Genomic DNA, 17,475 nt, shown 5'->3' with positions numbered 1-17,475 from the left:
TCCCCCAATCCATGATTTTTTATGGCAAAGCAAAAAAATAAGAAAGAACGTTTTAGTAATAATATCAATATCCGCAATAAAAAAGCTTCCTTCGAATACGAGTTCATTGAGAAGCTTACTGCAGGTATTGTATTAAAAGGATCGGAGATCAAATCCATCCGCGAGGGAAAGGTGACCCTAGGAGATGCCTTTTGTGTGTTTCATCGGGAAGAGCTGTGGGTGCGTCATATGCATATCGCTCCTTATTCCCACGGAAATATTGAAAACCATCAGGATACCAGAGAGCGAAAATTATTGCTGAATAAGAGTGAGCTACGCAAGCTGGAGCAAAAGATGGAAGAAAAGGGGCTGACCATTGTTCCGATTCGACTATTCCTTACCGGTAAAGGACTGGCCAAAGTAGAAATTGCCCTGGCCAGAGGAAAGAAGCTATTTGACAAGCGGGCGACTATTAAGGACAAGGATGTGAAGCGCGATTTGCAAAGAATGAAATATTAAATTTTAAGGGGTGATTTATCACCCTTTTTTTATCTTCAGTAAACAGATAAAACAGGACCCAAGGATGAATTTAGGACAGTGTAAATTAGCCGTGATTCCATTACGAGGATCAGCCGGCGATGCTCATGAACAGGTTAGTCAGTTATTATACGGCGAAAGGTACGAGGTTTTGGGCGAGGCCAGGGAAGGGAAATGGATTCAGGTGAAATCATTAGAGGATGGCTACGAAGGCTGGATTGATTACCGTCAGCATTTTCCGGTAGAGGAAGCCGCGGCACAAAATTATATCTGTATAGAACCGATGATTCGGCTGGAGCAGGGGATGTTATTGGCCGGTAGTTTGGTGGAGGAAATTCCCGATCAGTTATTTTCCCTGTTTAAGCCGGTCGATAAAAAATGGTCCGCGGATTTGGTGGCCGGATGGGCACATCGCCTGTTAGACGCTCCATACCAGTGGGGAGGGAAAAATATGTTGGGCATTGATTGCTCTGGCCTGACGCAATTGGCTTATCGTATCGGAGGCCTGGGATTGCCCAGGGATGCAAGTGAGCAGGTAAAAGAAGGGGTGGAGGTACTTTTTGGAGGCCACCGGGCAGGAGATCTGGCATTTTTTCAGAATGTGAAAGGCAAAGTGACCCATGTGGGAATTGTTTTGGATGAGCAACGGATTATTCATGCTTCCGGTAAAGTGCGTATTGATCAGTTCCGCCCGGATGGTATTTTTTGTGCGGAAGAAAACCAACTGACCCATCAATTACATTCCATCAAAAGAATAATTACTGAATGACGATTGTTTCTTCTAATCAGAAATGGCTTACGGCTGCAGGGACACTTTCAATTGGAGTGAATGTCCTGCTTTTTCTGGTGAAATATTATGTAGGTGCCGAGGATGACTCTCTCGCCTTAATTGCTGATGCCTGGCATACCCTTTCAGATTCCCTGAGTTCCGTCATCTTATTGATATGTGTGCGAATTGCCGCCAAGCCGGCTGATGGCGACCATCCCTTTGGTCATGGTCGGGCCGAGCTGTTGGCATCTTTAACCATAGGCGGTATGCTATTGGCTGTAGGCTTATCTCTTTTGTTGCAGGGGGCAGAAGTACTGATTGACCGTGAGGTACCGGACTATTCGGTTTGGGCAGTAGGCGTTACGATAGTTTCGATTCTATTGAAGGAATTGATGGCACAAATTAGCTTTTGGGTAGCCCGAAACACCAATTCCCAGGCCTTGCGGGCAGATGGCTGGCATCATCGTTCCGATGCGATGACTTCTCTGGCGGTTTTAGCAGGGATTTATCTGGGGAAATACCTTCCATGGCTGGATGGGGTGATGGCCCTCGGTGTTGCTGCTATTATTCTTTATTCTGCAATAAAAATATTAAAAGAAAATATCCATCATTTTCTGGGCTTGGATGTGGATCCGGAATGGGTGCACAAAGCCAAAGAAATTTGTAACCGGGTAGCGCAGACGGATGTGGATGCGCATCATATGCATGTGCATGATTATGTGCATCACCGAGAAATGACACTGCATGTTCGACTTCCCAAACATTTATCCCTGATAGAGGCACACGACTTGGTTACTGAAATGGAAGTGGCATTAACCCAGGAGTTAGCGGTGGAGACGACCATCCATATGGAACCCTATTTGTCAAAAGCAGAGGAGTAGGTCTTGCTTAGTCTGATTCAAGCGTGAATAATCCGGCTTAAAATATTCTGGCGGTACTTTTTTAAACCCTCTTGTAACGGTATGCTCGGCCAATCTTGAGATACCAAAATCATTTTTAACCCGAATTATTCACCGCTAGTTTTAGGTTTCTCCGTAGTAGGCTGTTCTTCAGTTGTTTGAGGTTGAGTCTCTGATAGCCCAAATGTGGTCAAGCTTGCTTTCTCCTCATTCATCTGCTACTTTGTAAAAAACGCTAAATGGGACACGATACTATTCCGTCATTTTTTCCGCCTTGCAGCTAAACCAGGATCTAAGCATTAATAATCCGGGTTAATAATTCGAGTTTGAAGTTAGAATGGCTGTTATTGAGTATGCTTAATTGTTAAATAGTGCTCAATAATTCTTTAAAACCTTGTTTACAGCCTGTATTGTGGCGTCTGATGTCGTAATTGGCTTAGTTTTTAATACTTACAACGGGGTGTTTATATGCGACAGATTTTGTACTACTGAAAATTTGGACATAAAAAAAGCACCTCAGAATACTGAAGTGCTTTAGTGGGGAGAGCAGGATTCGAACCTGCGAAGTCGAAAGACAACGGATTTACAGTCCGTCCCATTTGGCCGCTCTGGAATCTCCCCTGTTGTAGCTAAGCTACAAAATCAAAATGTTTTTCAAATACTATTTAAATAAGAGCGGGCGACGAGGCTCGAACCCGCGACCTACAGCTTGGAAGGCTGTCGCTCTACCAACTGAGCTACGCCCGCTTATTATTATAAGTGGTGGGGAAGCAGGATTCGAACCTGCGAAGTCGAAAGACAACGGATTTACAGTCCGTCCCATTTGGCCGCTCTGGAATTCCCCCGAAGATAGTCAAAGACTATCGAAACAGTATTTTTGTGATTGAAACCGATCGTTTCACTTGAGCCAAGGAGGAGAATTGAACTCCCGACCTCTTCCTTACCAAGGAAGCGCTCTACCCCTGAGCTACCTCGGCTGATGATGTTTTTTCCGAAGAAATTGAGCGGGCGACGAGGCTCGAACCCGCGACCTACAGCTTGGAAGGCTGTCGCTCTACCAACTGAGCTACGCCCGCTTGTCATCATCAGATGGTGGGGAGAGCAGGATTCGAACCTGCGAAGTCGAAAGACAACGGATTTACAGTCCGTCCCATTTGGCCGCTCTGGAATCTCCCCGAGATGTGATCAATACGATCTATTCAATAATTTTAAAGACAAAACCTGTCGTTTTGCTTGAGCCAAGGAGGAGAATTGAACTCCCGACCTCTTCCTTACCAAGGAAGCGCTCTACCCCTGAGCTACCTCGGCTGATGATGTTTTTTCCGAAGAAAGATGAGCGGGCGACGAGGCTCGAACCCGCGACCTACAGCTTGGAAGGCTGTCGCTCTACCAACTGAGCTACGCCCGCTTATCATCATCAGATGGTGGGGAGAGCAGGATTCGAACCTGCGAAGTCGAAAGACAACGGATTTACAGTCCGTCCCATTTGGCCGCTCTGGAATCTCCCCAAAATTTGATCAATAAGATCTGATCATTAGATTGTTTCAAAACCGGTTGTTTTGCTTGAGCCAAGGAGGAGAATTGAACTCCCGACCTCTTCCTTACCAAGGAAGCGCTCTACCCCTGAGCTACCTCGGCTGATGATGTTTTTCTCGAAGAAATTGAGCGGGCGACGAGGCTCGAACCCGCGACCTACAGCTTGGAAGGCTGTCGCTCTACCAACTGAGCTACGCCCGCTTATCATCATCGATGGTGGGGAGAGCAGGATTCGAACCTGCGAAGTCGAAAGACAACGGATTTACAGTCCGTCCCATTTGGCCGCTCTGGAATCTCCCCTTAACCGGTTTGATCATTAATGATCATTCAATAAAATTTTAAATCCGACCTTTTGTCAGGATTATTGAGCGGGCGACGAGGCTCGAACCCGCGACCTACAGCTTGGAAGGCTGTCGCTCTACCAACTGAGCTACGCCCGCTTATCATCATCAGATGGTGGGGAGAGCAGGATTCGAACCTGCGAAGTCGAAAGACAACGGATTTACAGTCCGTCCCATTTGGCCGCTCTGGAATCTCCCCAAATGATATTTTGTGCTTTTAAGATTTTCTTTTTGAAATTATTCGCTGTCCGAATGATCTTAACAAGAAATGCTTGTGGCGCACAAAGGTATGATATTTTTTTTAATTCAAAACCTATTGTTTGAAATTATTTTTCCCTTTCTGGTGGCTGTCATTTTTGTTGACTTCCTTTCCGTAAGGGATTGCAAAGGTGCAGTCTTTTTTTGAAAAGTCAAACCCTGTGCAAAGAAAAAAATTGCGTTTACAGCCTCTCAGTGGCTAAGTGGTTGAGGGATAGGCGGAGATTTTTTGAAAATTTTTATTCTTTTAAATCGGGTTCCTTTCGGTGGTATTGATACTTTTGCAGGGAAGAGTTTACCTTTTTTGAGTGTAGAGATTTGGGTGCTGAAATAAGTGCCTTTTGCTTAGTAGATTATCATGAATCAGGATTTTTTCTCCAAATTTTCGAATAGAAAAGCTTTCCACCTTCAAAAAAAGAAGGAATGGAAGCGGAAATTTTATGTTTTAGGGGCAATGCGCCTTTCGATGGTGCTCGCCGTGGTGTATGCCTTGTATACTATTTTGTATAGTAAGCAGGTTTACCCTATGCTGTATTTGGTTATTTTTGAGGTGTTGGTCTTTGTGAGTTTGCTTTGGTGGACTTCCGAAGTAAAGCGGCATTTGAATTATCATGATAACGGGCAACGATTTTTTGAAAATGAACTGGGATTGCTCAGCGGGAAGGAAAATCTAATTTTTAATAGTGGAGCCGAAGGGGAGAAAGCTGGTTTTTCTTTGGATTTAGATTTACTGGGAGAGGGGAGCCTATTTCATCGGTTGAACAGAACAGTAACTCCCGCTGGCCAAAAGTCATTATTGAAGCGTTTTAGTTTGGAAGGGGTGTCAGAGGAGTTGATTCTTCAAAGGCAGTCAGAGATTTCCGCTTTGGCGCAAAAGCCGGAATGGCTGGAGGCGTTTTTATTGGAGGGAATGGCGGAAGATTTACATTCAGCCGGAAGTCTTCAGGTTGATTTACCTAAGGCGGAAAAGCCGCTGAATAATTTCTGGAAATATTTCTCTTTTATATGGCCGGTTTTGGGAGTAGCAGGCGTTTTACAGTATCTGTTGTTTGATCAGTCCCAGATTTTCGGTTTGGTATTTTTAGGGAGTTGGATTGTTACAGGCTTATTTTCTAAAGATTTATCGGCTTGTTTTTATTTTCTGTCGGAGAAAGTCAGCTTATATTATCGGTATAGCAGAATGATGCGTCTTTTACATCATTTGGAGGGCGATGCGATCCTGGCTTCGAAGATTGAAGGGTTTTCAGCAGGAGAAAAGGCCCTAAATCAATTGAGAAGCATTTCCGGTATCGCCAATCAAAGGATGAACGCGCTGGCTTATTTTATTTTTAATTCCATTTTTGTGCTGGATTTGCAGTGGTATGTTAGGCTGAGGAAATGGGAGGAAACGCATCAGGCTACTTTTAATGCTCAGATGAAATTGCTGGGGGAAATCGATGCCCTGGTCAGTTTGGCTTGGTGGCAATATTTACATCCGCATTTTAAGCCTATGGAGATTTCAAATGATGTGGTGGTGATTAAGGCTTTGGGGCATCCATTATTGTCGGAAGAAGTTTGTGTCAAAAATGACTGGACCCTTGATAAGGAAAATCGTCTGGTCCTGATCACCGGATCTAATATGGCGGGAAAGAGTACTTTTTTGCGAGCTCTAGGGGTGAATATGGTTTTGGGGCAATTGGGGACAGTCGTTAATGCGACGAAATTTGAAATGCCTTGTTGGCAATTATTGAGTAGTCTTCGGCATGATGATTCCCTGCATGAAAATACCTCTTATTTTTATGCGGAATTATTAAAGTTGAAATCCGTGGTAGAACAAGCGGAGAAAAAACCCGCTCTGATCTTATTGGATGAAATTCTGCGCGGAACAAATAATGACGATAAGTTTGAAGGAGCAGCCAGAATAATTGAGCGATTACGTAATCATGCAGGTTTGACCGTCTTAGCGACTCATGATACCGCCCTGTGTCAACGTTTTCATGGGAGGAAGGATATCGTTCATTTTTGTTTTGAAAGCCAAATTGCAGGTGGTGAATTAAGTTTTGATTATAAAATTAGGTCAGGTCAGGCCAAGAATAAAAATGCCACTTTCCTGATGGAGAAGCTTGGGATTGTATAACTATTTTGCAGGAAATAGGTATTGAGCAATGGTTTAATCTTTTGAAGCTTTAATCCATTGTTCAATTTGCTCCTGATCAACCTCCAGTATTTTCGCGATTTTCGTGAGGGGAAATTTTTCCGCATGTAATTTTAGGGCTAAGTTTTCTTTTTCTTCTAATTTACCTTTCTCGATTCCTTTTTCTATTCCTTTAGCTTCCCGATAATCCAGTGTATTCTTGTAATCTCCCATTTTTCCTTTGGCAATAATATATTTTTCAGCTTCTTCCGGTGGCAATTTAGCGATTTTCGCGCGATCGAAAAAGCGCTGAAATATTCTCTCCTGTAACGCTTTAGGTCTTTTTTGTAGGTTGGGTAGGTTTTTAAGCAGGAAAAGCCATTGATCTTTTCGGTTTTTTAATTCGGCAGGTGCTTTGTTGAATTTGGGGACTTCGATAAAGAGGTAATTGAGTTTATTGGATAATGGCTGTTGTTGGTGGATTTCCATTATTTGCCCATGATGAATCAAGGCGTTGCCCAGTCCTAATCTTTCCTCCAAAAGGAAGTCCAGTATGCTGATAACATATACCTTTTGTAATTGATAATTCCAGTTTTTACCTTTTCGACCTTGTTGCTGAATGAGAAAGGAACTGTAATAAATACTTCGATCAACGATGTGCATTTGGGTGGCTCGCTGTAGTTCGATGATAAAATGTTCCCCGCTCTGATTAGTGCAATACAAATCGAAAATGGCCTTTCGGTCGAGGGCTGTTTTGGGGAGGTGTTCGTTTTGGCCGTATTGTAGGTGAGAGATCAGGTCTTCCTTTGGTAATATCTGGTTGAGGAAGTCGATGAGGTGTTCCTTGCTTTCCTCTTCTCCAAATAGCTTTTTGAAACCAAAGTCAGTGAAGGGGTCAATGTAGATATCTTTGGGCATGGTATTTTTTCCCATAAACCCAAAAGAGTATATGTAGTTGATTTTGGTGGGATTGGCTGAGGTTATTTTTTCGAGCTTTTCAGCCACTTTTCAATTTGCTCTGGATCAACCTCCACCATTTCTGCGATTTCTTTTAACTGAAATCCTTTTGCGTGTAATTTTAAGGCTAAGTTTTCTTTTTCTTCTAATTTACCTTTCTCGATTCCTTTAATAATTCCTTTCTCAATTCCCTTCGCTTCCCGATAATCCAGTGTATTCTTGTAATCTCCCATTTTTCCTTTGGCAATGATATATTTTTCAGCTTCTTCCGGTGGCAATTTAGCGATTTTCGCGCGATCGAAAAAGCGCTGAAATATTCTCTCCTGTAACGCTTTAGGTCTTTTTTGTAGGTTGGGTAGGTTTTTAAGCAGGAAAAGCCATTGATCTTTTCGGTTTTTTAATTCGGCAGGTGCTTTGTTGAATTTGGGGACTTCGATAAAGAGGTAATTGAGTTTATTGGATAATGGCTGTTGTTGGTGGATTTCCATTATTTGCCCATGATGAATCAAGGCGTTGCCCAGTCCTAATCTTTCCTCCAAAAGGAAGTCCAGTATGCTGATAACATATACCTTTTGTAATTGATAATTCCAGTTTTTACCTTTTCGACCTTGTTGCTGAATGAGAAAGGAACTGTAATAAATACTTCGATCAACGATGTGCATTTGGGTGGCTCGCTGTAGTTCGATGATAAAATGTTCCCCGCTCTGATTGGTGCAATACAAATCGAAAATGGCCTTTCGGTCCAGGGCTGTTTTGGGGAGATGTTCGTTTTGGCCGTATTGCAGGTGAGAGATCAGGTCTTCTTTTGGTAGTATCTGGTTAAGTAAATCAATGAGGTGTTCCTTGCTTTCCTCTTCTCCAAAAAGCTTTTTGAAACCAAAGTCAGTGAAGGGGTCAATGTAGATATCTTTGGGCATGGTATTTTTTACCATTAACCCAAAAGAGTATATGTAGTTGATTTTGGTGGGATTGGCTGAGGTTATTTTTTCGAGCTTTTCAGCCACTTTTCAATTTGTTCCGGATTAACCTCCAGTATTTCCGCGATTTTCGTGAGGGGAAATTTTTCCGCATGTAATTTTAAGGCTAAGTTTTCTTTTTCTTCCATTTTCCCTTCCTTTCGCCCCTTCGCTTCCCGATAATCTAGTGTATTCTTGTAATCTCCCATTTTTCCTTTGGCAATGATGTATTTTTCAGCTTCTTCCGGTGGCAATTTAGCGATTTTTACGCGATCGAAAAAGCGCTGAAAAATTCTCTCTTGTAACGCTTTAGGCCTTTTTTGGAGGTTGGGCAGATTTTTGAGCAGGAAAAGCCATTGATCTTTGCGGTTTTTTAATTCGGCAGGTGCTTTGTTGAATTTGGGGACTTCGATAAAGAGGTAATTGAGTTTATTGGATAATGGCTGTTGTTGGTGGATTTCCATTATTTGCCCATGATGAATCAAGGCGTTGCCCAGTCCTAATCTTTCCTCCAAAAGGAAGTCCAGTATGCTGATAACATATACCTTTTGTAATTGATAATTCCAGTTTTTACCTTTTCGACCTTGTTGCTGAATGAGAAAGGAACTGTAATAAATACTTCGATCAACGATGTGCATTTGGGTGGCTCGCTGTAGTTCGATGATAAAATGTTCCCCGCTCTGATTAGTGCAATACAAATCGAAAATGGCCTTTCGGTCCAGGGCTGTTTTGGGGAGGTGTTCGTTTTGGCCGTATTGTAGGTGAGAGATCAGGTCTTCCTTTGGTAATATCTGGTTGAGGAAGTCGATGAGGTGTTCCTTGCTTTCCTCTTCTCCAAAAAGCTTTTTGAAGCCAAAGTCAGTGAAGGGGTCAATGTAGATTTCTTTGGGCATGGTATTTTTTACCATAAACCTAAAAGAGTATATGTAGTTGATTTTGGTGGGATTGGCTGAGGTTATTTTTTCGAGCTTTTCAGCCACTTTTCAATTTCCGCCGGATTAACCTCCACCATTTCTGCGATTTCATTTAATGGGAAACCTCTCTCGTGTAATTTTAGGGCTAAATTTTCTTTTTCTTCCAACTTCCCTTCAATTCTTCCTTCCAATTTTCCTTCTAGCTTACCCTCTATTTTTCCTTCCTTTCGCCCCTTCGCTTCCCGATAATCCAGTGTATTCTTGTAATCTCCCATTTTTCCTTTGGCAATGATGTATTTTTCAGCTTCTTCCGGTGGCAATTTAGCGATTTTCGCGCGATCGAAAAAGCGCTGAAAAATTCTCTCCTGCAACGCTTTAGGTCTTTTTTGTAGGTTGGGTAGGTTTTTGAGTAGGAAAAGCCATTGATCTTTGCGGTTTTTTAATTCGGCAGGTGCTTTGTTGAATTTTGGGACTTCGATAAAAATGTAGTTGAGTTTATTGGATAATGGCTGGTGTTGGTGGATTTCCATTATTTGCCCATGGTGAATCAAGTTATTTTCCAATTTCAGTCTTTCCTCCAAAAGGAAGTCCAGTATGCTGATAACATACACTTTTTGTAGATGATAATTCCAGTTTTTACCTTTTCGGCCTTGTTGCTGAATGAGAAAGGAACTGTAATAAATACTTCGATCAACGATGTGCATCTGGGTGGCACGCTGTAATTCGATGATAAAATGTTCCCCGCTCTGGTTGGTACAATACAAATCGAAAATGGCCTTTCTGTCCAGTGCTGTTTTGGGGAGATGTTCGTTTTGGCCGTATTGTAGGTGGGAGATCAGGTCTTCTTTTGGTAGTATCTGGTTAAGGAAATCAATGAGGTGTTCCTTGCTTTCCTCTTCTCCAAAAAGCTTTTTGAAGCCAAAGTCAGTGAAAGGGTCAATGTAGATTTCTTTGGGCATGGTATTTTTTACCATTAACCCAAAAGAGTATATGTAGTTGATTTTGGTGGGATTGGCTGAGGTTATTTTTTCGAGCTTTTCAGCCACTTTTCAATTTGTTCCGGATTAACCTCCAGTATTTCCGCGATTTTCGTGAGGGGAAATTTTTCCGCATGTAATTTTAAGGCTAAGTTTTCTTTTTCTTCCATTTTCCCTTCCTTTCGCCCCTTCGCTTCCCGATAATCTAGTGTATTCTTGTAATCTCCCATTTTTCCTTTGGCAATGATGTATTTTTCAGCTTCTTCCGGTGGCAATTTAGCGATTTTTACGCGATCGAAAAAGCGCTGAAAAATTCTCTCTTGTAACGCTTTAGGCCTTTATTGGAGGTTGGGCAGATTTTTGAGCAGGAAAAGCCATTGATCTTTGCGGTTTTTTAATTCGGAAGGTGCTTTGTTGAATTTGGGGACTTCGATAAAGAGGTAATTGAGTTTATTGGATAGTGGCTGATGTTGGTGGATTTCCATTATTTGCCCATGGTGAATCAATTTATTACCCAGTTTCAGTCTTTCTTCTAAAAGGAAGTCCAGTATGCTGATGACATATACCTTTTGCAGTTGATAATTCCAGTTTTTGCCTTTTCGGCCTTGTTGCTGAATGAGAAAGGAACTATAATAAATACTTCGATCAACGATGTGCATCTGGGTGGCACGCTGTAGTTCGATGATAAAATGTTCCCCGCTCTGATTAGTGCAATACAAATCGAAAATGGCCTTTCGGTCCAGCGCTGTTTTGGGGAGATGTTCGTTTTGTCCGTATTGCAGGTGAGAGATCAGGTCTTCTTTTGGTAATATTTGATTGAGGAAATCAATGAGGTGTTCCTTGCTTTCCTCTTCTCCAAAAAGCTTTTTGAAGCCAAAGTCAGTGAAGGGGTCAATGTAGATTTCTTTGGGCATGGTATTTTTTACCATTAACCCAAAAGAGTATATGTAGTTGATTTTGGTGGGATTGGCTGAGGTTATTTTTTCGAGCTTTTCAGCCACTTTTGAATTTCCGCCGGATCAACCTCCACCATTTCTGCGATTTCTTTTAATGGGAAACCTTTCCCGTGTAATTTTAAGGCTAAATTTTCTTTTTCTTCCAACTTCCCTTCTTGTTTACCTTCCTTTCGCCCCTTCGCTTCCCGATAATCCAGTGTATTCTTGTAATCTCCCATTTTTCCTTTGGCAATGATGTATTTTTCAGCTTCTTCCGGTGGCAATTTAGCGATTTTCGCGCGATCGAAAAAGCGCTGAAATATTCTCTCCTGTAAAGCTTTAGGTCTTTTTTGGAGGTTGGGCAGATTTTTGAGCAGGAAAAGCCATTGATCTTTGCGGTTTTTTAATTCGGCAGGTGCTTTGTTGAATTTGGGGACTTCGATAAAGAGGTAATTGAGTTTATTGGATAGTGGCTGATGTTGGTGGATTTCCATTATTTGCCCATGGTGAATCAATTTATTACCCAGTTTCAGTCTTTCTTCTAAAAGGAAGTCCAGTATGCTGATGACATATACCTTTTGCAGTTGATAATTCCAGTTTTTGCCTTTTCGGCCTTGTTGCTGAATGAGAAAGGAACTGTAATAAATACTCCGATCAACGATGTGCATTTGGGTGGCGCGCTGTAATTCGATGATAAAATGTTCCCCGCTCTGATTAGTGCAATACAAATCGAAATTGGCCTTTCGGTCTAGGGCTGTTTTTGGGAGATGTTCGTTTTGTCCGTACTGCAGGTGAGAGATCAGGTCTTCTTTTGGTAGTATCTGGTTAAGGAAATCAATGAGGTGTTCCTTGCTTTCCTCTTCTCCAAAAAGCTTTTTGAAGCCAAAGTCAGTGAAAGGGTCAATGTAGATTTCTTTGGGCATGGTATTTTTTTACCATAAACCCGATAGAGCATATGCAGTTGATTTTGGCGCGATTGGCTGAGGTTATTTTTTCGAGCTTTTCAGCCACTTTTCAATTTCCGCCGGATTAACCTCCACCATTTCAGCAATTTCTTTTAACTGAAATCCTTTTGCGTGTAATTTTAGGGCTAAATTTTCTTTTTCTTCCAACTTCCCTTCAATTCTACCTTCTTGTTTCCCTTCCTTACGCCCCTTGGCTTCCCGGTAATCCAGTGTATTCTTATAATCTCCCATTTTACCTTTGGCAATGATGTATTTTTCAGCTTCTTCCGGAGGCAATTTAGCGATTTTCGCGCGATCGAAAAAGCGCTGAAAAATTCTCTCCTGTAACGCTTTAGGTCTTTTTTGGAGGTTGGGTAGGTTTTTGAGCAGGAAAAGCCATTGATCCTTGCGGTTTTTTAATTCGGCAGGTGATTTGTTGAATTTGGGGACTTCGATAAAGATGTAATTGAGTTTATTAGATAATGGCTGATGTTGGTGAATTTCCATTATTTGCCCATGGTGAATCAATTTATTAACCAATTTCAGTCTTTTCTCCAAAAGGAAGTCCAGTATGCTGATGACATATACCTTTTGCAGTTGATAATTCCAGTTTTTGCCTTTTCGGCCTTGTTGCTGAATGAGAAAGGAACTATAATAAATACTTCGATCGATGATGTGCATTTGGGTGGCTCGCTGTAATTCGATGATAAAATGTTCCCCGCTCTGGTTGGTACAATACAAATCGAAAATGGCCTTTCTGTCCAGTGCTGTTTTGGGGAGATGTTCGTTTTGGCCGTATTGTAGGTGGGAGATCAGGTCTTCTTTTGGTAGTATCTGGTTAAGGAAATCAATGAGGTGTTCCTTGCTTTCCTCTTCTCCAAATAGCTTTTTGAAACCAAAGTCAGTGAAGGGGTCAATGTAGATTTCTTTGGGCATGGTATTTTTTAACATTAACCCAAAAGAGTATATGTAGTTGATTTTGGTGGGATTGGCTGAGGTTATTTTTTCGAGCTTTTCAGCCACTTTTCAATTTCCGCCGGATTAACCTCCACCATTTCTGCGATTTCATTTAATGGGAAACCTTTCCCGTGTAATTTTAAGGCTAAATTTTCTTTTTCTTCCAACTTCCCTTCTTGTTTACCTTCCTTTCGCCCCTTCGCTTCCCGATAATCCAGTGTATTCTTGTAATCTCCCATTTTTCCTTTAGCAATGATATATTTTTCAGCTTCTTCCGGTGGCAATTTAGCGATTTTTGCGCGATCGAAAAAGCGCTGAAAAATTCTCTCCTGTAACGCTTTAGGTCTTTTTTGGAGGTTGGGTAGGTTTTTGAGCAGGAAAAGCCATTGATCCTTGCGGTTTTTTAATTCGGCAGGTGATTTGTTGAATTTGGGGACTTCGATAAAGATGTAATTGAGTTTATTAGATAATGGCTGATGTTGGTGAATTTCCATTATTTGCCCATGATGAATCAAGGCGTTGCCCAGTCCTAATCTTTCCTCCAAAAGGAAGTCCAGTATGCTGATAACATATACCTTTTGTAATTGATAATTCCAGTTTTTACCTTTTCGACCTTGTTGCTGAATGAGAAAGGAACTGTAATAAATACTTCGATCAACGATGTGCATTTGGGTGGCTCGCTGTAGTTCGATGATAAAATGTTCCCCGTCTTGATTGGTACAATACAAATCGAAAATGGCCTTTCTGTCCAGTGCTGTTTTGGGGAGGTGTTCGTTTTGGCCGTATTGCAGGTGAGAGATTAAGTCTTCTTTTGGTAATATTTGATTGAGGAAATCAATGAGGTGTTCCTTGCTTTCCTCTTCTCCAAAAAGCTTTTTGAAACCAAAGTCAGTGAAGGGGTCAATGTAGATTTCTTTGGGCATGGTATTTTTTTACCATAAACCCGATAGAGCATATGCAGTTGATTTTGGCACGATTGGCTGAGGTTATTTTTTCGAGCTTTTCAGCCACTTTTCAATTTGCTCCGGATTAACTTCCACCATTTCTGCGATTTCTTTTATTGGGAAACCTTTCCCGTGTAATTTTAGGGCTAAGTTTTTCTTTTCTTCGAATTTACCTTTCTCAACTCCCTTCGCTTCCCGATAATCCAGTGTATTCTTGTAATCTCCCATTTTTCCTTTGGCAATAATATATTTTTCAGCTTCTTCCGGTGGCAATTTAGCGATTTTCGCGCGATCGAAAAAGCGCTGAAAAATTCTCTCTTGTAACGCTTTAGGTCTTTTTTGGAGGTTGGGTAGGTTTTTGAGCAGGAAAAGCCATTGATCCTTGCGGTTTTTTAATTCGGCAGGTGATTTGTTGAATTTGGGGACTTCGATAAAGATGTAATTGAGTTTATTAGATAATGGCTGATGTTGGTGAATTTCCATTATTTGCCCATGATGAATCAAGGCGTTGCCCAGTCCTAATCTTTCCTCCAAAAGGAAGTCCAGTATGCTGATAACATATACCTTTTGTAATTGATAATTCCAGTTTTTACCTTTTCGACCTTGTTGCTGAATGAGAAAGGAACTGTAATAAATACTTCGATCAACGATGTGCATTTGGGTGGCTCGCTGTAGTTCGATGATAAAATGTTCCCCGCTCTGATTAGTGCAATACAAATCGAAAATGGCCTTTCGGTCCAGGGCTGTTTTGGGGAGGTGTTCGTTTTGGCCGTATTGTAGGTGAGAGATCAGGTCTTCCTTTGGTAATATCTGGTTGAGGAAATCAATGAGGTGTTCCTTGCTTTCCTCTTCTCCAAATAGCTTTTTGAAACCAAAGTCAGTGAAGGGGTCAATGTAGATTTCTTTGGGCATGGTATTTTTTACCATAAACCTAAAAGAGTATATGTAGTTGATTTTGGCGGGATTGGCTGAGGTTATTTTTTCGAGCTTTTCAGCCACTTTTCAATTTCCGCCGGATTAACCTCCACCATTTCTGCGATTTCTTTTACTGGGAAACCTTTCCCGTGTAATTTTAATGCTAAGTTTTCTTTTTCTTCCAACTTCCCTTCAATTCTACCTTCTAGCTTCCCCTCTATTTTCCCTTCCTTACGCCCCTTCGCTTCCCGATAATCCAGCGTATTCTTATAATCTCCCATTTTTCCTTTGGCAATGATGTATTTTTCAGCTTCTTCCGGTGGCAATTTAGCGATTTTCGCGCGATCGAAAAAGCGCTGAAATATTCTCTCCTGTAACGCTTTAGGTCTTTTTTGGAGGTTGGGCAGATTTTTGAGCAGGAAAAGCCATTGATCTTTGCGGTTTTTTAATTCGGCAGGTACTTTGTTGAATTTGGGGACTTCGATAAAGATGTAATTGAGTTTATTGGATAATGGCTGATGTTGGTGAATTTCCATTATTTGCCCATGGTGAATCAAGTCATTTCCCAATTTCAGTCTTTTCTCCAAAAGGAAGTCCAGTATGCTGATGACATATACTTTTTGCAGTTGATAATTCCAGTTTTTGCCTTTTCGGCCTTGTTGCTGAATGAGAAAAGAACTATAATGAATACTTCGATCGATGATGTGCATTTGGGTAGCACGCTGTAGTTCGATGATAAAATGTTCCCCGCTCTGATTGGTGCAATACAAATCGAAAATGGCCTTTCTGTCCAGCGCTGTTTTGGGGAGATGTTTGTTTTGGCCGTATTGCAGGTGAGAGATCAGGTCTTTTTTTGGTAATATCTGGTTAAGGAAATCAATGAGGTGTTCTTTGCTTTCCTCTTCTCCAAAAAGCTTTTTGAAGCCAAAGTCAGTGAAAGGGTCAATGTAGATTTCTTTGGGCATGGCCATCGTTTTATGCGATCAACCGAATACCATTACTTTGGTTGGTGATTCAATAAGGTCCCCGATGTGCTATAAAACACAAAACCCGACGAAATGTCGGGTAAGTATTTATTTTAGGCTAAGAAAGAATTTAAGCACCGTCCGACTTCAAATTCGAATTATCGTGTGCGATCTCGGTTAAATTCTCAACAATAGTGATGCTATTCTCTCAAAATAGTCGGGTATTGCTACTGTAATAATCCTAATTTTCGTTATGAATTTCACCTTTTATGTACGCTCTAAAAAGGCCTGAATTTTTTGAATCATCACTTCATTCAGCCTTTGGTAAGACTCAAAAGTCCACCCGCCCACATGTGGGGTAAAAATCACATTAGGCCGTTCCTGAAGTTTTTTGAGCTCTTCTTTTTGTTTTGGGGTCAGTTTATCAAATTTTTCAACCTCCAATACATCCAATCCTGCTGCCAAAATTAACTTTCGATCCATGGCTTCATTTAAATCATGGAAAGGAGCAATTTCTCCACGGGCAGCATTGAGGAAGAGGATCGGTTTTCGGAATCTTTTGAAAAATTCTAAAGTACACCATGCCCGGGTTTCTTCTGTTAATGGGGTGTGGAAGCTCAGTACATCGGTATCATTGAAAATTTCTTCCAGACTTGCTTCCCGGGCGTATTGATCCGAATAATCTAGTCGGTATTTGTCATAAGCCAATATTTTTACCCCAAAGCCAGCCAGCCTTTTGGCAAACGCCTGTCCCATATGACCATAACCAATGATGCCAACCGTTCTGCCCATTAATTCCCAGCCGCGGTTACCTTCCCGATCCCAAATGCCTTTTCTGACTTCCAGGTCAGCGGTGTGCATTTTGTTCATCAGGAGTAAAAGCATCCCGATCGTATGTTCCCCTACGGCATCCCGGTTGCCTTCCGGTGCATTAATGAGGTGAATGCCCTTTTTTGTAGCGTAGGCATCATCAATATTATCCATGCCAGCACCGGATCTGGCAATGAATTGGAGTTTGGTGCCTCTGTCCAGTTCAGGCTGATCGAAGCGCATCTTACTGCGCACCATAATGCCTTCGTATTGGGGGAGGATTTCCAAAACCTCTTCTTTTTTTATTTCGGGTCGGTAATCATAATGCAGGTCTGCCGCTTTCATCAAGGGATGAATGGACTCGTGCAATTGATCGATTATGAGTATTTTCATTTAAATATTCGGCTTCTCCCTTTTGGAGAAAATTAATTACAACAATAATAAATGGGCGACTGTGAAGTAGACCGTCAGGCCTAAGAGGTCATTGGCAATGGTGATAAACGGTCCCGAGGCCATGGCGGGGTTAATACCCAGCTTTTCCAAAACCATTGGAGTCAGGGTGCCCAGTACTGAAGATAACATCACCACTGTATAAAGTGCGATACACACCACCATGGATAAATTCCATGACAAACCCATGGCCATATTAATCCCAAAAACGATGGCATTCAGTACCAGTCCATTGATGGCGGCCACTCCAAACACTTTCAGTAGTCTCACAATTAAAGGTTCGCGAATCGCCAGAGGATTGGCCAGTGACTGTACCACC

At 41.7% G+C, this 17,475-nt stretch carries 17 protein-coding genes and 14 tRNA genes; 4 read left to right on the top strand and 27 right to left on the bottom strand.

Features of this window, described 5'->3' with window-relative positions; translation table 11 throughout:
- The first annotated feature begins 21 nt into the window (after window positions 1-21).
- The 3 genes from smpB to NG22_RS09675 all read left to right on the top strand — a co-directional run bounded on the left by smpB (window position 22) and on the right by NG22_RS09675 (window position 2,166).
- Entirely contained in the window at window positions 22-498 is a 477-nt protein-coding gene (gene smpB / locus NG22_RS09685; RefSeq protein ID WP_053405556.1) for an SsrA-binding protein SmpB, read from the top strand.
- Window positions 499-562: 64 nt separating this feature from the next.
- Window positions 563-1,285 carry a C40 family peptidase gene (locus NG22_RS09680; protein WP_053405555.1) on the top strand — a complete coding sequence of 241 codons (723 nt, stop codon included), beginning with the start codon at window positions 563-565 and terminating at the stop codon, window positions 1,283-1,285.
- Window positions 1,282-2,166 (top strand): cation diffusion facilitator family transporter, encoded by an 885-nt coding sequence (locus NG22_RS09675; RefSeq protein ID WP_053405554.1) that lies wholly within the window; start codon window positions 1,282-1,284, stop codon window positions 2,164-2,166. Before NG22_RS09680 ends, NG22_RS09675 begins: the two co-directional genes overlap by 4 nt.
- A gap of 556 nt (window positions 2,167-2,722) precedes the next feature.
- On the opposite strand, the gene NG22_RS09670 is transcribed toward NG22_RS09675, so the two are convergent.
- The 14 genes from NG22_RS09670 to NG22_RS09605 form a co-directional block, all read right to left on the bottom strand.
- Window positions 2,723-2,805, bottom strand: a tRNA-Tyr gene (locus NG22_RS09670).
- A 53-nt stretch (window positions 2,806-2,858) separates the two neighbouring features.
- A tRNA-Gly gene (locus tag NG22_RS09665) sits at window positions 2,859-2,931 on the bottom strand.
- Between the two features lie 13 nt (window positions 2,932-2,944).
- Window positions 2,945-3,029 (bottom strand) — tRNA-Tyr (locus NG22_RS09660).
- A 60-nt stretch (window positions 3,030-3,089) separates the two neighbouring features.
- Window positions 3,090-3,161 (bottom strand) — tRNA-Thr (locus NG22_RS09655).
- A 26-nt stretch (window positions 3,162-3,187) separates the two neighbouring features.
- Window positions 3,188-3,260, bottom strand: a tRNA-Gly gene (locus tag NG22_RS09650).
- Window positions 3,261-3,274: 14 nt separating this feature from the next.
- A tRNA-Tyr gene (locus NG22_RS09645) sits at window positions 3,275-3,360 on the bottom strand.
- A gap of 60 nt (window positions 3,361-3,420) precedes the next feature.
- Window positions 3,421-3,492, bottom strand: a tRNA-Thr gene (locus NG22_RS09640).
- Between the two features lie 27 nt (window positions 3,493-3,519).
- Window positions 3,520-3,592, bottom strand: a tRNA-Gly gene (locus NG22_RS09635).
- 14 nt (window positions 3,593-3,606) lie between these two features.
- A tRNA-Tyr gene (locus NG22_RS09630) sits at window positions 3,607-3,692 on the bottom strand.
- Between the two features lie 58 nt (window positions 3,693-3,750).
- Window positions 3,751-3,822: transfer RNA gene (locus NG22_RS09625), tRNA-Thr, on the bottom strand.
- Window positions 3,823-3,848: 26 nt separating this feature from the next.
- Window positions 3,849-3,921 (bottom strand) — tRNA-Gly (locus NG22_RS09620).
- Between the two features lie 13 nt (window positions 3,922-3,934).
- Window positions 3,935-4,020: transfer RNA gene (locus NG22_RS09615), tRNA-Tyr, on the bottom strand.
- Window positions 4,021-4,087: 67 nt separating this feature from the next.
- A tRNA-Gly gene (locus NG22_RS09610) sits at window positions 4,088-4,160 on the bottom strand.
- Between the two features lie 14 nt (window positions 4,161-4,174).
- Window positions 4,175-4,260: transfer RNA gene (locus NG22_RS09605), tRNA-Tyr, on the bottom strand.
- A gap of 417 nt (window positions 4,261-4,677) precedes the next feature.
- Between NG22_RS09605 and NG22_RS09600 the strand changes: the two genes are divergently transcribed.
- Window positions 4,678-6,435, top strand: coding sequence for a hypothetical protein (locus tag NG22_RS09600; protein WP_053405553.1), 1,758 nt, complete (start codon window positions 4,678-4,680; stop codon window positions 6,433-6,435).
- 33 nt (window positions 6,436-6,468) lie between these two features.
- On the opposite strand, the gene NG22_RS09595 is transcribed toward NG22_RS09600, so the two are convergent.
- From NG22_RS09595 to NG22_RS18330, 13 genes are all read right to left on the bottom strand, one after another.
- Window positions 6,469-7,350 (bottom strand): Rpn family recombination-promoting nuclease/putative transposase, encoded by an 882-nt coding sequence (locus tag NG22_RS09595; RefSeq protein ID WP_072159258.1) that lies wholly within the window; start codon window positions 7,348-7,350, stop codon window positions 6,469-6,471.
- 62 nt (window positions 7,351-7,412) lie between these two features.
- On the bottom strand, window positions 7,413-8,306 hold the full coding sequence (locus NG22_RS09590) for an Rpn family recombination-promoting nuclease/putative transposase (protein ID WP_072159255.1): 894 nt from the start codon (window positions 8,304-8,306) through the stop codon (window positions 7,413-7,415).
- Between the two features lie 62 nt (window positions 8,307-8,368).
- Window positions 8,369-9,238, bottom strand: coding sequence for an Rpn family recombination-promoting nuclease/putative transposase (locus NG22_RS09585; RefSeq protein ID WP_072159253.1), 870 nt, complete (start codon window positions 9,236-9,238; stop codon window positions 8,369-8,371).
- 62 nt (window positions 9,239-9,300) lie between these two features.
- The gene (locus tag NG22_RS09580; protein ID WP_172674362.1) at window positions 9,301-10,218 is read right to left on the bottom strand and encodes an Rpn family recombination-promoting nuclease/putative transposase; all 918 of its coding nucleotides are present in this window, start codon (window positions 10,216-10,218) and stop codon (window positions 9,301-9,303) included.
- 62 nt (window positions 10,219-10,280) lie between these two features.
- On the bottom strand, window positions 10,281-10,511 hold the full coding sequence (locus NG22_RS17610; protein ID WP_053405548.1) for a helix-turn-helix domain-containing protein: 231 nt from the start codon (window positions 10,509-10,511) through the stop codon (window positions 10,281-10,283).
- 63 nt (window positions 10,512-10,574) lie between these two features.
- The gene (locus NG22_RS09570; protein WP_172674361.1) at window positions 10,575-11,150 is read right to left on the bottom strand and encodes an Rpn family recombination-promoting nuclease/putative transposase; all 576 of its coding nucleotides are present in this window, start codon (window positions 11,148-11,150) and stop codon (window positions 10,575-10,577) included.
- Between the two features lie 62 nt (window positions 11,151-11,212).
- Entirely contained in the window at window positions 11,213-12,094 is an 882-nt protein-coding gene (locus NG22_RS09565) for an Rpn family recombination-promoting nuclease/putative transposase (RefSeq protein ID WP_053405546.1), read from the bottom strand.
- Between the two features lie 63 nt (window positions 12,095-12,157).
- Window positions 12,158-13,051 carry an Rpn family recombination-promoting nuclease/putative transposase gene (locus NG22_RS09560; protein WP_072159251.1) on the bottom strand — a complete coding sequence of 298 codons (894 nt, stop codon included), beginning with the start codon at window positions 13,049-13,051 and terminating at the stop codon, window positions 12,158-12,160.
- Between the two features lie 62 nt (window positions 13,052-13,113).
- Window positions 13,114-13,995: an Rpn family recombination-promoting nuclease/putative transposase gene (locus tag NG22_RS09555; RefSeq protein ID WP_053405544.1), complete on the bottom strand. Its 882-nt coding sequence runs from the start codon at window positions 13,993-13,995 to the stop codon at window positions 13,114-13,116.
- A gap of 63 nt (window positions 13,996-14,058) precedes the next feature.
- On the bottom strand, window positions 14,059-14,928 hold the full coding sequence (locus NG22_RS09550; RefSeq protein ID WP_072159249.1) for an Rpn family recombination-promoting nuclease/putative transposase: 870 nt from the start codon (window positions 14,926-14,928) through the stop codon (window positions 14,059-14,061).
- 62 nt (window positions 14,929-14,990) lie between these two features.
- Window positions 14,991-15,896 (bottom strand): Rpn family recombination-promoting nuclease/putative transposase, encoded by a 906-nt coding sequence (locus NG22_RS09545; protein ID WP_172674360.1) that lies wholly within the window; start codon window positions 15,894-15,896, stop codon window positions 14,991-14,993.
- A gap of 267 nt (window positions 15,897-16,163) precedes the next feature.
- Window positions 16,164-17,099: an NAD(P)-dependent oxidoreductase gene (locus NG22_RS09540; protein ID WP_053405541.1), complete on the bottom strand. Its 936-nt coding sequence runs from the start codon at window positions 17,097-17,099 to the stop codon at window positions 16,164-16,166.
- Window positions 17,100-17,135: 36 nt separating this feature from the next.
- Window positions 17,136-17,474, bottom strand: coding sequence for a magnesium transporter (locus NG22_RS18330; protein WP_367379245.1), 339 nt, complete (start codon window positions 17,472-17,474; stop codon window positions 17,136-17,138).
- Window position 17,475 lies beyond the last annotated feature (1 nt).

Origin of the sequence: Persicobacter sp. CCB-QB2 (assembly GCF_001274635.1) — a bacterium.
Lineage (GTDB): Bacteria > Bacteroidota > Bacteroidia > Cytophagales > Cyclobacteriaceae > Persicobacter > Persicobacter diffluens.
The sequence above is the reverse complement of the archived record's forward strand: the minus strand, read 5'-3'. Positions and strand labels throughout refer to the sequence as shown.